The 12,931-nt window shown below is 64.4% G+C and carries 12 protein-coding genes; 11 read left to right on the top strand and 1 reads right to left on the bottom strand.

Features of this window, described 5'->3' with window-relative positions:
* Positions 1–33 precede the first annotated feature (33 nt).
* Positions 34–972, bottom strand: coding sequence for a LysR family transcriptional regulator (locus tag FOY53_RS04245; protein WP_186766502.1), 939 nt, complete (start codon positions 970–972; stop codon positions 34–36).
* Positions 973–1,178: 206 nt separating this feature from the next.
* Between FOY53_RS04245 and FOY53_RS04240 the strand changes: the two genes are divergently transcribed.
* The 11 genes from FOY53_RS04240 to FOY53_RS04190 all read left to right on the top strand — a co-directional run bounded on the left by FOY53_RS04240 (position 1,179) and on the right by FOY53_RS04190 (position 12,922).
* A complete protein-coding gene (locus FOY53_RS04240) occupies positions 1,179–2,051 on the top strand; it encodes a DMT family transporter (protein WP_146586042.1) in 873 nt (290 codons plus the stop codon).
* A gap of 197 nt (positions 2,052–2,248) precedes the next feature.
* On the top strand, positions 2,249–3,748 hold the full coding sequence (locus FOY53_RS04235; protein WP_146586040.1) for an ABC transporter substrate-binding protein: 1,500 nt from the start codon (positions 2,249–2,251) through the stop codon (positions 3,746–3,748).
* A gap of 39 nt (positions 3,749–3,787) precedes the next feature.
* On the top strand, positions 3,788–4,720 hold the full coding sequence (locus tag FOY53_RS04230; protein ID WP_281289547.1) for an ABC transporter permease: 933 nt from the start codon (positions 3,788–3,790) through the stop codon (positions 4,718–4,720).
* 7 nt (positions 4,721–4,727) lie between these two features.
* Positions 4,728–5,651 (top strand): ABC transporter permease, encoded by a 924-nt coding sequence (locus FOY53_RS04225; RefSeq protein WP_246107276.1) that lies wholly within the window; start codon positions 4,728–4,730, stop codon positions 5,649–5,651.
* Positions 5,644–7,266, top strand: coding sequence for an ABC transporter ATP-binding protein (locus FOY53_RS04220; protein WP_146586035.1), 1,623 nt, complete (start codon positions 5,644–5,646; stop codon positions 7,264–7,266). The genes FOY53_RS04225 and FOY53_RS04220 overlap by 8 nt, the downstream gene beginning before the upstream one ends.
* A gap of 1 nt (position 7,267) precedes the next feature.
* Positions 7,268–8,242 carry a 2-hydroxyacid dehydrogenase gene (locus FOY53_RS04215; protein ID WP_146586034.1) on the top strand — a complete coding sequence of 325 codons (975 nt, stop codon included), beginning with the start codon at positions 7,268–7,270 and terminating at the stop codon, positions 8,240–8,242.
* Position 8,243: 1 nt separating this feature from the next.
* Positions 8,244–9,275 (top strand): DUF475 domain-containing protein, encoded by a 1,032-nt coding sequence (locus FOY53_RS04210; RefSeq protein WP_146586033.1) that lies wholly within the window; start codon positions 8,244–8,246, stop codon positions 9,273–9,275.
* A gap of 10 nt (positions 9,276–9,285) precedes the next feature.
* Entirely contained in the window at positions 9,286–9,972 is a 687-nt protein-coding gene (locus tag FOY53_RS04205; RefSeq protein WP_146586031.1) for an SDR family NAD(P)-dependent oxidoreductase, read from the top strand.
* Between the two features lie 23 nt (positions 9,973–9,995).
* On the top strand, positions 9,996–10,901 hold the full coding sequence (locus tag FOY53_RS04200) for a 5-dehydro-4-deoxyglucarate dehydratase (protein ID WP_146586029.1): 906 nt from the start codon (positions 9,996–9,998) through the stop codon (positions 10,899–10,901).
* Positions 10,901–11,851 carry a 2-hydroxyacid dehydrogenase gene (locus tag FOY53_RS04195; RefSeq protein WP_146586027.1) on the top strand — a complete coding sequence of 317 codons (951 nt, stop codon included), beginning with the start codon at positions 10,901–10,903 and terminating at the stop codon, positions 11,849–11,851. The genes FOY53_RS04200 and FOY53_RS04195 overlap by 1 nt, the downstream gene beginning before the upstream one ends.
* Before the next feature lie 48 nt (positions 11,852–11,899).
* A complete protein-coding gene (locus tag FOY53_RS04190) occupies positions 11,900–12,922 on the top strand; it encodes a four-carbon acid sugar kinase family protein (protein WP_146586025.1) in 1,023 nt (340 codons plus the stop codon).
* Positions 12,923–12,931: the final 9 nt, after the last annotated feature.

The following is a 12,931-nucleotide window of genomic DNA, read 5'->3' as shown; positions in this document are numbered from 1 at the left end:
GGCGCCCGCCGCCCGGCCACAGTGTCTCGCGCCTCAGCCCCCGGCGGGTTTTGGCGCGGGCAGAATGTCCGGGTTCAGCTCGCTCCGGATCAGTGCCACCACATCCCGCAGCAGCGGCTCCGGCTCCTTGGGGCGTTGCGCGAGGTAATAATCCGAGTGCAGCTCGTCCGGAGGCAGGCCGATGTCGCGCACAATGGTGTTCGGCATGGCGGTCAGACCGTTCGAGCGCGGCACGATCGAAACCCCGAAGCCCGAATTGACCAGTGCGATGATCGTGTGGCTTTGCGCCACCTGATAGATCATCCGAGGCGCCACGCCGTGCGCGCTGAGAAAACCCTGCACCACGTCGAACAGGAAACCGCCGCGTTCGGTCGAGTAGCCTATGAAATCAACGCCATCGAGGTCGGTGATATCCACGGTGCGCAGTGCCAGCAAGGGGTGCCCGCGCGGCGCGATCAGCACAAAGGGTTCGCTGCACAGTTTTTCGATCGGCAGGCCGGAGCCGAAACGCGGCAGCCGGATGATACCCAGATCGAGCGAGCCGACCCCCAGCGATTCCGTGGCCTCGAAGGTCATGACTTCGCGCAGGTGAAGGTCGACCTCGGGCATCTCCATGGTGATACGGCGGGCGATGCGCGGAATGATGTCGACGCAGGCCGACGGGATGAAGCCGAGCTGGATCATTCCGGCGCGCCCCTTTGCGGCCTCACGCGCCGACAGCACCGCGCTTTCGGTCCGTGTCAGGATATCGCTCGCGTCGATCAGCAAGCGACGGCCGGCAGGGGTCAGCCGCACGGACCGCTTGGTCCTATCGAACAGCGGCGTGCCGACGGTGTGCTCGAGCAGTGCGATGTGGCGCGACAGCGGCGGCTGCGTCATGTTGAGCCGCCGCGCCGCACGGCGGAAATTCAATTCTTCCGCGACCGCCACAAAGTACCGCAGCTGGTTGAGTTCGATCGAATGTCCGGCCATGCGAGGCTCCTGTTCTTTCGCGCCGGATTCGGGGCGCCGACTCGTCAGTTTATGTATAGTTATCACAATTAATGTGAACTTGTGTAGGTAAAAATTCATTAAGTAGTTGAATTTTAGCAATAAATAATAAGTTGTAACATGTTTACAAAAATATAAGATAGCCAGGGAGAGAAGGCCGGTTTCCGGTCCTTCCAGGGGAGGTTTGCATGCAGGAACGCGCGGCGTTGGCGGGGGTCACGATCATGGCGCTGGTGGCCCTTGGTGGGGCGCTGGACAGTGTGATCGTGCGGCTGCTTGCGGGTGAGATCCATCCCTTCGTGGTGGGATTCACCCGGGTCAGCTTTGGTCTTCTGGCGATGTTGCCGCTGATCCTGCGCCGTCCGCAGATGCTGCGCACCAAGGCGCGGTTTGGCCATGTGCTGCGCGCCGCACTCAAGCTGGGGTCGCTCGTGGCGATGTTCGCGGCTTTGCAGGCGGCCCCGATCGCCACGGTCACCGCGATCGGCTTTGCCGCGCCGCTGTTCGTCACCCTGGGCGCCTGGGCCTTCTTCACCGAGCGGCCCGGCGCCTTGCGGCTGGCCGGACTCGGGTTGGGATTTGTCGGCGTGGTGACGATTCTGGGGCCGGCCATGGGGGTCGGGCAGGGCGGGGCACTGATGCTGGCACTGCTGGCGGCGGCGCTGACGGCAACCATCCAGCTGATGCTGAAACTGATGGGCCGTTCGGACAGTGCCGACACCCTTGTGGCCTGGAACCTGATCCTGAGCGTGCCACTTGCCGCCATCCCGGCCTGGTGGTTCTGGACGCAACCGACAGCGGCGCAATGGGGGCTGCTGGCATTGCAGGGCTTTGTCGGCACCTTCAGCCAGTTGGGTGTCACCCGGGCGTTTCAGCTGGCCGATGCCTCGTTGATCGCCCCTGTCGATTTCCTGCGTCTGCCGCTGGTGGCGCTGGCCGGATGGCTGGTGTTCGCCGAAATTCCGCGCGTCGAAACCTGGGTCGGCGCGCTGCTCATCTTTGTCGCCATCATCGTGATGACGGCCAGCGCCCGCCGGTCGCGGGTCTTACCAATCGGGTGATACCCAAGGAGGGCTGACTGATACCAAGATTGGATCAAACAGCGTAGAATCGCTGTAGATCGGCATCAAAAATACCACCACACTCATCTTTGATCCACACGATACGCAGGAGACGCATCGGATCAAAGTGACCCCGGCACAAGGGTGGTGTCCGCCGGGAAAACTCACACACCTCATGATATTTGGGAGGAAATCCAATGAATTACCGAACTCACCTGCTTTGCGGGGTGGCTCTGCTTGCCTGTGCGGCACCGGCATTTGCCGCGGAAACCGACGTGATCATCGCGCTCAACGAAGAGCTTGAGGTCGTCGAGCCCTGCATGGCATCGCAGTCCAACATCGGCCGCGTGCTTTTGCAGAACATCTCGGAAACGATGACCGAGCTGAACACGGATAACGGCAACCTGATGCCGCGTCTGGCCGAAAGCTGGGAAGATGTGGGCGGTGGCACCTGGCGCTTCCATCTGCGCGACGGCGTGACCTTTTCCGACGGCAGCACGCTGGATGCAGGCGACATCAAGCACAGCGTCGAGCGCACGCTCTCGCCCGACCTTACCTGTGAAATCGGCGCGAAGTATTTTGGCGGCATGACCATCACCCCGACCGTGGTGGACGATCTGACCATCGACATCACCTCGGACCCGGCGCAGCCGATCCTGCCGCTGCTGCTGTCGACCCTGACAGTTGTGCCGGCCGAAACGCCGATCGAATTCACCCGCGAACCCGTTGGCACCGGTCCCTATGTGCTGTCGGAATGGAATATCGGCCAGTCGATCATTCTGGATCGCCGCGACGATTACTGGGGCGAACAGCCGGCAGTGACCAAGGCCACCTACCTGTTCCGCTCGGACGATGCCGTGCGCGCGGCAATGGTTGCCACCGGCGAGGCGGATATTTCGCCACTGATCAGCCAGAACGACGCCACCAATGCGGAGACCGACTTTTCCTATCCGAACTCGGAAACCACCTATCTGCGCATCGACAGCAACATCGCGCCTTTGAATGACGTCCGGGTGCGCCAGGCGCTGAACCTGGCGGTGGACCGCGAGGCATTCCTCGGCACGCTGATCCCGGCGGATGCGCAGATCGCAACCCACATGACGGTGCCCACGACCCTGGGTGCCGGTGCGGCGCTGGAGGTTCCGGCCTATGACCCCGAAGGCGCCAAGGCGCTGCTGGAAGAAGCCCGCGCGGATGGGGTTCCGGTCGATACCGAGATCCTGTTGCTGGGTCGTCTTGGCAACTTTCCGAACGTGACCGAAGTGATGGAAGCGTTGCAGCAGATGTTCACCGACGGCGGCTTCAACATCAAGCTGCAGATGGTCGAAGTGGCCGAGTGGGTGAAGTACTACTCCAAGCCGTTCGCAGCCGGCGAAACGCCTGCCATGGTTCAGGCCATGCACGACAACAACCGGGGCGATCCGGTGTTCTCGATGTTCTTCAAGTACGCCTGCGAGGGACTTCAGTCCGGCATCTGCGACGCCGAGCTCGACGCTGACATCGCCGCAGCCACCGGAACTGCGGGTGAGGGACGCGGCGCGGCCTGGGAAAAGGCCTTTGCCAAGGCGCATGACCTGTCGGCCGATGTGTTCCTGTTCCACATGGTGGGCTTCAGCCGGGTCTCGGAACGGCTCGACTTTACGCCGACCATCGCCACCAACTCGGAACTGCAACTGTCGCAGATCAAGTTCAAGTAACGCTCCCCGGGGCGGCGGATCCTCTGCCGCCCCGACCTGATGAAAAGGGGCCACACCTTGCAGAAATTCCTAGCCAGGCGCGCCGTGTCCAGCGCCATCTCTCTCGTCCTGCTGGTCATTGCCGTGTTCTTCCTGTCGCGCCTGACCGGCGATCCGACCGATCTGTACCTGCCGGTGGATGCCTCGGCCGAGGCCCGCGAGAATTTTCGCCAGATCCACGGCTTGAACGATCCACTCTACGTGCAGTTCGGCCATTACATGCTGGACCTTGTGCAACTGGATTTCGGTGACTCGATCCGTCGGGCGCGCCCCGCCCTGGAAGTGGTGACCGAAGCCTTCGTATGGACGCTGCAACTGGCCGCGATCACCATGGTGGGCGTGACATTCGCCGCCATCGTCCTCGGCTCGCTGGCTGCATTCCGGGTGGGCGGACTGTTTGACCGGGTCGCGACCTTCTTTTCCCTTATCGGTGCCTCGGCGCCGGATTTCTGGATCGCCATCGTCGCCATCGTGGTCTTTGCCGTCGGCTTTGGCTGGTTGCCGACCTCCGGCACCGGGACGGTCTGGCACTGGATCCTGCCGGTATCGGTGCTGTTCATCCGCCCTTTCGGACTCATCCTGCAGGTGGTGCGCGGGTCGATGATCACCGCGCTGTCCTCGGCCTATGTCAAAACCGCCCGCGCCAAGGGCGTTGCGCCCCGGGCCACGATCTTTGTCCACGCCCTGCGCAATGCCATGCTGCCGGTCATCACCGTGATCGGTGACCAGGCCGCCGGAATGCTGAACGGCGCGGTGGTGGTGGAAACGATCTTCGGCTTTCCCGGCGTCGGCAAGCTGATGATCGATTCGATCCTGCAACGCGACTTTGCCGTGGTGCTGGCCTCGATCATGGTCACCGCCTTCGCCATCTTCCTGATGAACATCCTGATCGACCTGGCCTATGGCGCGCTCGATCCCCGGATCCGGTATTGAAATGACCATGGCAGAACAACGCATCCTCTCACCCGCCAAACCCGAAGCCGGGCGCCTGCGGACAGCCCTGAAGCTGCTTTGGGCGGACAAACCTGCGACAGTCGCTGCGGTTTTCCTGCTGGTCATCGTCCTGTGCGCGGTGTTTGGTCCGATGCTGCTGGAACAGGTTTCCAGCCGTCAGAACCTGCGCGGTCGCAACGCGCCGCCCTTTGACCTGGCCAAGGGCTGGCTGCTGATCCTGGGGGGCGACCAGCTGGGTCGGCCGCTGCTGGCGCGCATCGTGGTGGCCGCCTCGAACACCATGGCGATTGCCGCGGGCGCCGTGCTGGCGTCGATGCTGATCGGATCTGCCCTGGGGCTGTGCGCGGGGTATTCCCGTGGCCGTGCCGGTGACCTGATCCCGCGGCTTGCCGATGTGATCATGTCCTTCCCGTCGCTGCTGCTGGCGGTGATCGTGCTGTACATGCTGGAGCCGTCTGTCGGGAACATCATCCTTGTCCTGGCGATCACCCGCATCCCGGTGTACCTGCGCACCACCCGCGCCGAGGTGCTTGAAGTGCGCGAGCGGATGTTCGTGCAGGCCGCACTGGTCATGGGGGCCTCGACGCCGCGCATCATCTTTCGCCACATCATGCCGATGATCCTGCCGACGATCCTCACCATCGCCACGCTGGACTTTGCCTTTGTGATGCTGGCCGAATCCTCGCTGTCGTTCCTGGGCATCGGCATCCAGCCGCCCGAGGTGACCTGGGGGCTGATGGTCGCCCAGGGCCGCCCGTACCTGACCACCGCCTGGTGGCTGTCGTTCTGGCCCGGCCTCGTGATCATCCTCACGACCCTGTCGCTCAACCTGCTGTCGAACTGGATGCGGATCGCGCTTGATCCGACCCAGCGCTGGCGCCTTGAAATGGGAGGCCGCAAGAATGTCTGAACCGCTTCTGGACGTCCGCAACCTGTCCGTCACCTTCCACACCGCGCGGGGCCCGGTGCAGGCCGTGAAAAACGTCAGCTGGTCGATCAACAAGGGTGAAGTGCTTGCCATTCTTGGGGAATCCGGATCGGGGAAATCGGTTTCGGCCTCGGCTGTCATGGACCTGATCGACTGCCCGCCGGGGGAAATCACCAGCGGCGAGATCTATTACCGTGGCAAGGATCTGCTGACGATGGACCGGCTCGAGCGGCGCCACATCAACGGCAAGAAGATCGCGATGATCTTTCAGGATCCGCTCAGCCATCTGAACCCGGTCTACAAGGTCGGCTGGCAGATCGAGGAAACCATGGTGATCCACGGCACCGCGCGCGCCGAGGCGCGGACCGCGACCATTGCTCTGCTGGACCGCGTCGGCATCCCCGAGCCCGCGCAGGCGGCACAGAAATACCCGCACCAGTTCTCCGGTGGCCAGCGGCAGCGGCTGATGATTGCGATGGCGCTGGCATTGCGGCCCGACGTGCTGATCGCGGACGAGCCGACAACCGCGCTGGATGTCACCGTGCAGGCGCAGATCCTGGCGCTGCTCGAAGAGTTGCAGCGTGAAACCGGCATGGCGCTGCTGATCATCACCCATGATCTCGGTGTGGTTGCCGAAATCGCCGACCGTGTTGTGGTGATGAACGCGGGCGAAATCGTCGAACAGGGCACTGCCGCCGAAGTCTATGCCAACCCGCAGCATGCCTATACCAAACGTCTGATCGGCGCGGCCCCGGGCAAGGGTGCGATCCACGACAACCCGCTGGGCACCGAGCCGGTCCTGCGGCTCGAGAACGTGTCGAAGAACTATGCCGCATTCCAGGCGCTGAAGGGCGTCGATCTGGTGCTGCACGAGGGCGAGACGCTGGCGATTGTCGGTGAATCCGGGTCGGGAAAGTCCACCACCGCGCGGCTGTTGCTGCAACTCGAGGCGGCCAGCGGCGGGCGGGCGATCTATCAGGGACGCGACCTGTTCACGCTGTCGCCGAAAGAGTTGTACAAGATGCGCCGCGACATCCAGATGGTGTTTCAGGATCCGACGCAAAGCCTGAATCCGCGGATGACCGTCTACCAGCTGATTTCCGAGGCCTGGCAGATCCATCCCGACATCCTGCCGCGCGCGCAGTGGCGCGACCGGGTGGCCCTGCTTCTCGAACAGGTGGGCCTGACGGCAGAACACATGCACCGCCACCCGCACCAGTTCTCGGGCGGGCAGCGGCAACGCATTGCCATTGCCCGCGCCCTTGCACTGGAACCGCGCATCATTGTCTGTGACGAGGCGGTTTCGGCGCTGGATGTGCAGGTTCAGGCGCAGGTGATCGAACTGCTGGACCGGCTCAAGGACGAGTTCGGCCTCAGCTACATCTTCATCGCCCATGATCTGCCGGTCGTGCGCGATTTCGCCGACCGGGTGGTGGTGATGCAGGCGGGCCGCATCGTAGAACAGGGCACGACCCGCCAGATTTTCGAGGCACCGCGCGAAGCCTACACCCAGGGATTGCTGGCGGCGTCGCTGGATCCCGACCCACAGATACAGGCCCGCCGCCGCGAGGCACGGCTGGCCCAGGAGACCGTCTGACATGACCAAACCCGATGTGCTGATGCTGTACCCCCAGCGTCCCAAGGCTATGAAACAGCTCGAGGCTGCCTATACGCTGCACCGCCATGACCTGGCGGATGACAAGGCTGCCTTTGTCGCCGAGTTCGCCCCCCGGTGCCGCGCAATTGCCACCAATGGCCACGCACCGGTGACGCGGGAGATAGTCGAACTGATGCCGGATCTCGGTCTGGTCTCGTGTTCCTCGGCCGGCTTTGACGGATTTGACGTGGCCGCGCTGGCGGAACACGGCATTGCACTGACCAACACCTCGCCCGCGCTGTGTGACGACGTCGCCGACACCGCGATCATGCTGTTGCTTGCGGCCCGTCGCGGCCTTGTTCCGGCCGAAGCCTGGGTGCGCAGCGGCGATTGGGCCCGCAACGGGGCCTTCCCGTTGCAGCGCAGTCTCAAGGGTGGAAAACTGGGCATCGTCGGCATGGGCACCATCGGTCAGGCCATCGCCGAGCGCGCCCGCGCCATGGGCCAGCAGGTGAGCTACTGGAACCGCCGCCCCAAGGATCTTCCCTGGATCTTTCAGGCGGATCTGATCCAGCTTGCCCGCGACAGCGATGCCCTGATTGTCATCGTCGCCGGCGGCGAAGGGACGCGGCACCTGATCGACGCCGAGGTGATGGAAGCGCTGGGTCCCGAGGGCTTGCTGATCAATGTGGCGCGCGGCTCGGTCGTGGACGAAGAGGCGCTGATCGCAACGCTGTCCGACGGGCGGCTGGGGGCGGCGGCGCTGGATGTCTATGCCAGCGAACCCGATGCCGATCCGCGTCTGACCCGCTTGCCCAATGTCACGAACTATCCGCACCACGCTTCGGGGACGGTTGAGACGCGCGATGCCATGGCGCAGTTGCTGGTCGACAATCTGGACGCGTTTTTCAGTGGCAAGCCGCTGCTGACCCCGGTCGACCTGGCAGGGTACGTGCCGGCAACGGAAACGAACTGAGATGCTGCGATATTTCGGTTGGGCCTACGGTGTCACCGGGCTGGGGCTGGTCCTCGCCTTCTGGCTGGGCTGGAGCTATTCCGGCAGCCTGAGCGGCGCATTCGGCTTCCTGATGATCGGCACCATTCTGGCGGTGCTGGAAATCTCGCTGTCGTTCGACAACGCCATCGTCAACGCCAACAAGCTTGAAACCATGTCACCGGTCTGGCGGCGAAGGTTCCTGACCTGGGGCATTCTCATCGCCGTGTTCGGAATGCGCATCGTCTTTCCGCTGCTGGTGGTGGTCATCGCCGCCCACATCAATCCGCTCGAGGCGATCCGCCTCGCCGCCACCGATCCCGCGCGCTATGCCGAAATCATCAATGGCGCGCATCTGTCGATCGCGGCCTTCGGCGGGGCCTTTCTGATGATGGTGTCGCTGAGCTGGTTCATCGACGACGAAAAGGAAATCGACTGGATCAAGTCGCTGGAAAAGGGCATGCGCCATTGCGGTGCCGTGCGCGGGGTCGAGATCGCCTTTGTGCTGCTGCTGGTGCTGGTCTTTGCGATGGTCCTGCCCCCCGAGGATGTCGGCACCTTCCTGTTCGCGGCCGTCTTCGGGATCGTGACCTTCCTGGCCGTCGAAATACTGGGTCACCTGCTGGACGCCTCAAATGCACCGGGGCAGGTGGCGCGCGGCGGGTTGGGGGCATTCCTCTACCTCGAAGTGCTGGATGCCTCGTTCAGCTTTGACGGCGTGATCGGAGCCTTTGCGCTGACGCAGAACCTGTTCCTGATCGCCATCGGCCTGGGCATCGGGGCGATGTATGTCCGGTCGATGACCATCATGCTGGTCGAGCGCAAGACTCTGGCCGAATTCCGCTACCTCGAACACGGCGCCTTCTGGTCGATCCTGATCCTGTCCGTGATCATGTTCGCACAGACCCTTGTGCATGTGCCCGAGGCCATCACCGGCCTGCTGGGGGCGGGGTTCATTGCCCTGTCGCTGAATTCGTCCCTCCGTCACAACCGCCTGTTCCGGGCTGAAGGCTGAGATACCGCAGATGCCCAAATCCGTCCGCAGCGCCCTGATCACCGGGGCAAGCTCAGGCATTGGCCTGTGTCTCACCCAGACCCTGCTGGCCCAGGGCTGGCAGGTTACCGGTCTCAGCCGCAGGGCGCCGGAACACCCCGGCCCCGGGTATCGCCATATCGCGGCGGACCTGGGAGATCCCTCTGCGCTGACCACGGCGTTGCAGGATCTGCCGCCCCCCGACGCGGTGATACATGCCGCCGGACTTTTGCGGGTCGGTCCTCTGGAACGCTTTGATCATGCCGAGGGGGCACGGATGTGGCAGCTGCACGTCGACACCGCCGCCCGCCTGATCGGCACCCTTGCACCGCGCATGGGGCAGGGCAGCCGCTTTGTGATGATCGGCAGCCGCGTTGCCAACGGTGCCGCCAACCGCGCGCTTTACGCGGCCTCGAAATCGGCCCTGACCGGCCTTGTGCGCTCGGTTGCCGCGGAGCTTGCACCGCGCGGCATCACCGTCAACATCGTCGCCCCGGGGGCCACCGACACGCCGATGCTGCGCGATCCGGCCCGCGCCTCCGAGGCACCAAGATTGCCGCCGATCGGCCGCATGATTCAACCACGGGAGGTGGCCGAAACCGCCGCCTTCCTGCTCTCACCGCATGCCGGTGCCATCACCGGCCAGACCATCACCATCTGTGGCGGCGCTTCGCTTTAGACCCACATCCTCAGGAGATTCCCATGCTCGACAATCAAGACCTTCAGGCGCGTATCCGCACTGGCCTGCTGTCCTTTCCGGTAACCCCCTTCAACGATGACGACACCTTTGCGGCCGACGCCTTTGCTGGACACCTCGAATGGCTGTCCGATTATCCGGTTGCGGGCCTCATTGTGGCCGGCGGCACCGGCGAGCTGTTTTCGCTCACCCCCGCCGAAGTGGTCGAGGTCGTGCGCACCGCCAAGGCGGCGCAACCGGGCCAGCCGATCATTTCGGGCTGTGGCTATGGCACCCGCATGGCCTGCGAAATGGCGCAGGCGATCGAGGCTGCGGGCGGGGACGGCATCCTGTTGCTGCCGCACTACCTGATCGGTGCGCCGCAGGACGGGATCGAGGCGCATATCCGCGCCGTCTGCAAGTCCACCAAGATGGCCGTGATTGTCTATAACCGGGGTCAAAGCCGGGTAAGCGCCGAAATTCTGGAGCATCTGGCCGCGGATTGCCCGAACCTGATCGGGTTCAAGGACGGCACCGGCGACATCGACACCGTGCGCCGGGTGACCCTGAAACTGGGCGACCGGTTGAGCTATATCGGCGGCATGCCCACACACGAACTTTTTGCACAGGCTTATCGCGGGGCGGGAATGCCGACCTATTCCTCGGCTGTGTTCAACTTTGTGCCCGGCACCGCGCTTGCATTCCACCGCGCCTTTACCGCGGGCGACGATGCCACCTGCGAACAGCTGCTGCGCGAATTCTACTATCCCTTTGCCAGGATCCGCGACCGCAAGACCGGTTATGCCGTCTCGGCGATCAAGGCGGGTGTCAAGCTGCGCGGCATTGCGACCGGTCCGGTCCGTTCGCCGCTGACCGACCTGACGGGGGAAGAGGTCGAACTGATGCAGGATCTGATGCGGGGCCGCGACTGATGCCACAGGCGCAGAGACTTCCCCGGGTCGCAGTGCTGGAACATTTCGATGACAGCGTCAGGCCGCGCCTGCGCGATCTGGCGCCCGGACTCGAGCTGATCTTCTGCGCTTCTGATACCATCGCAGATCGTCGCGCCGCACTGGAAGACGCGGATTATGCCGTGGTGCGTGCCGTGAAGATGGAGGAAAGCCTGCTTGATGCCGCCCCCCGTCTGAAACTGATCCACCAGTGGGGCACCGGAACCGACGGCATTCCGGTCGCCGCTGCCCGGACCCGGGGCATAACCGTCGCGCGTTGTCCGGGGGTCAATGCGCCCTCGGTCGCGGATCTGACAATTGGCCTGATGCTGGCCTGCCTGCGGCGGATCCCGGTGGCTGATGCCCGTATCCGCGCCGGTCACTGGGCCGAACCGGATCTTTATGACACCGGCCGGGACCTTGCCGGCACGCGGGTCGGGCTGATCGGCTATGGCGCCATCGGGCGTGCGGTCGCGGCCCGTCTGGCGGGATTTGATTGTGACGTGCTGCATCACCGTGCATCGGGTGCCGACGGGTCGCGGCCCCTGGACGAGGTGATCGCTTCGGTCGATGTGCTGAGCCTGCATTTGCCGGCCGCGCCGGAGACACGGCACCTGATCAATGCCGCGCGGATCGCCCAGATGCAGCGCGGTACGGTGCTGATCAACACCGCACGTGGCGAACTGGTGGATGAGGACGCGCTCGCAGCCGCCCTGCACACAGGCCAGATCGGCGCCGCGGGTCTGGACGCCTTTGCCCAGGAGCCGCTGCCGGCCGACTCGCCGCTGCGCCGCGCGCCCAACACGGTGTTTTCCGCCCATTCCGGCGGCCGCACCCGCGACAACTTTGCCCGTGTCGCACGGCACTGGGCCACCAACATCCGCCTGCACGCCGCGGGCGGAGAGATTGCCGCCGGTGATCTGGTTGCATAGGCGCATCCCTTTTCGCGGCCGTCTTCGGGACGGCGGGGCGGTTGCGGCGTGACGCGGCTTTTGCTCATCGCGGATGACCTGACCGGTGCTCTGGACAGTGCCGCGGCCTTTGCTGTCCGGGGGCTCAGGGTGCGCGTGGCGACCGAGCCGCGGCACCTGGGCGCAGCACTTGATGATCCGTCGCTGCAGATCATTGCGGTCGCGACCTCGACCCGGGAACTGACGCCCGGGGCTGCGGCAGGGATCATCCGCGACATGGCGGCCGAAATCGCGGCGTTCGACGGCATCGTCTTCAAGAAGGTCGACAGCCGCCTCAAGGGCAACATCGCCTCTGAACTCGCCGAACTTGCGAGGCTGCGTCCGGGTCCGGTGCTGGCCTGCCCGGCGATTCCCCGCCTCGGACGCTTTGTCGACAACGCCGCGGTGACGGGGGCGGGTGTGGCGCGGCCGATCCCGGTCGCGCCGCTGCTGTGTCTTGAGGCGGCGATTGTCGATGCCCGACGCGATGCGGACATTGACGCAGCGCTGCCTGATGACCTGAGCGGGCCGCTTTATGTCGGCGCCGCCGGCCTGGCCGAGGCCCTGGCCCGCCGTTTTGCAGCACAACCGGCGGCGCCCTGTGATACCGAACCCAAGTTGCCGCTGCTGATGGCGATCGGGTCGCGCGACCCGATCACGCTGGCGCAGATTGCGGCCCTGTCCCTGCCGGTGACTGCTGCGCCGGATGGCTGTGTGCCGCCGATGAATCGCCAAGCGGTGCAGATCGTACAGTTGACCGCGGGTCCGGGACCGGCGCCAGGTGTGGAGGTCGGTGCCCAGTTTGCCGACCAGCTGGTGCGGGAATTGCGCGCTGCCATGCCCGCCACGCTGTTTGCCTGTGGCGGCGAGACGGCGGCGGCGCTGCTGCGGGGCCTCGACATCCGACATCTGGATCTGCTGGATGAAATTCTGCCCGGTGTCCCGGTCGCACGCTGTCCGGCAAGCGGCCTGAACGTCATCACCAAATCGGGCGGGTTCGGAGAGGCGACATTGTTGAAACAACTGGTCAACATGTTTGCAAAGGCCGGGTAAAGCAGCATA

This window comes from Puniceibacterium confluentis, assembly GCF_007923445.1.
GTDB lineage: Bacteria > Pseudomonadota > Alphaproteobacteria > Rhodobacterales > Rhodobacteraceae > Puniceibacterium > Puniceibacterium confluentis.
This window is presented reverse-complemented; position numbering and strand designations above follow the sequence as displayed.

Bases quoted from the DNA above. Each gene is read 5' to 3' on its own strand.
- FOY53_RS04245 (WP_186766502.1), bottom strand. From the start codon at position 972: ATGGCCGGACATTCGATCGAACTCAACCAGCTGCGGTACTTTGTGGCG.
- FOY53_RS04240 (WP_146586042.1), top strand. From the start codon at position 1,179: ATGCAGGAACGCGCGGCGTTGGCGGGGGTCACGATCATGGCGCTGGTG.
- FOY53_RS04235 (WP_146586040.1), top strand. From the start codon at position 2,249: ATGAATTACCGAACTCACCTGCTTTGCGGGGTGGCTCTGCTTGCCTGT.
- FOY53_RS04230 (WP_281289547.1), top strand. From the start codon at position 3,788: ATGAAAAGGGGCCACACCTTGCAGAAATTCCTAGCCAGGCGCGCCGTG.
- FOY53_RS04225 (WP_246107276.1), top strand. From the start codon at position 4,728: ATGGCAGAACAACGCATCCTCTCACCCGCCAAACCCGAAGCCGGGCGC.
- FOY53_RS04220 (WP_146586035.1), top strand. From the start codon at position 5,644: ATGTCTGAACCGCTTCTGGACGTCCGCAACCTGTCCGTCACCTTCCAC.
- FOY53_RS04215 (WP_146586034.1), top strand. From the start codon at position 7,268: ATGACCAAACCCGATGTGCTGATGCTGTACCCCCAGCGTCCCAAGGCT.
- FOY53_RS04210 (WP_146586033.1), top strand. From the start codon at position 8,244: ATGCTGCGATATTTCGGTTGGGCCTACGGTGTCACCGGGCTGGGGCTG.
- FOY53_RS04205 (WP_146586031.1), top strand. From the start codon at position 9,286: ATGCCCAAATCCGTCCGCAGCGCCCTGATCACCGGGGCAAGCTCAGGC.
- FOY53_RS04200 (WP_146586029.1), top strand. From the start codon at position 9,996: ATGCTCGACAATCAAGACCTTCAGGCGCGTATCCGCACTGGCCTGCTG.
- FOY53_RS04195 (WP_146586027.1), top strand. From the start codon at position 10,901: ATGCCACAGGCGCAGAGACTTCCCCGGGTCGCAGTGCTGGAACATTTC.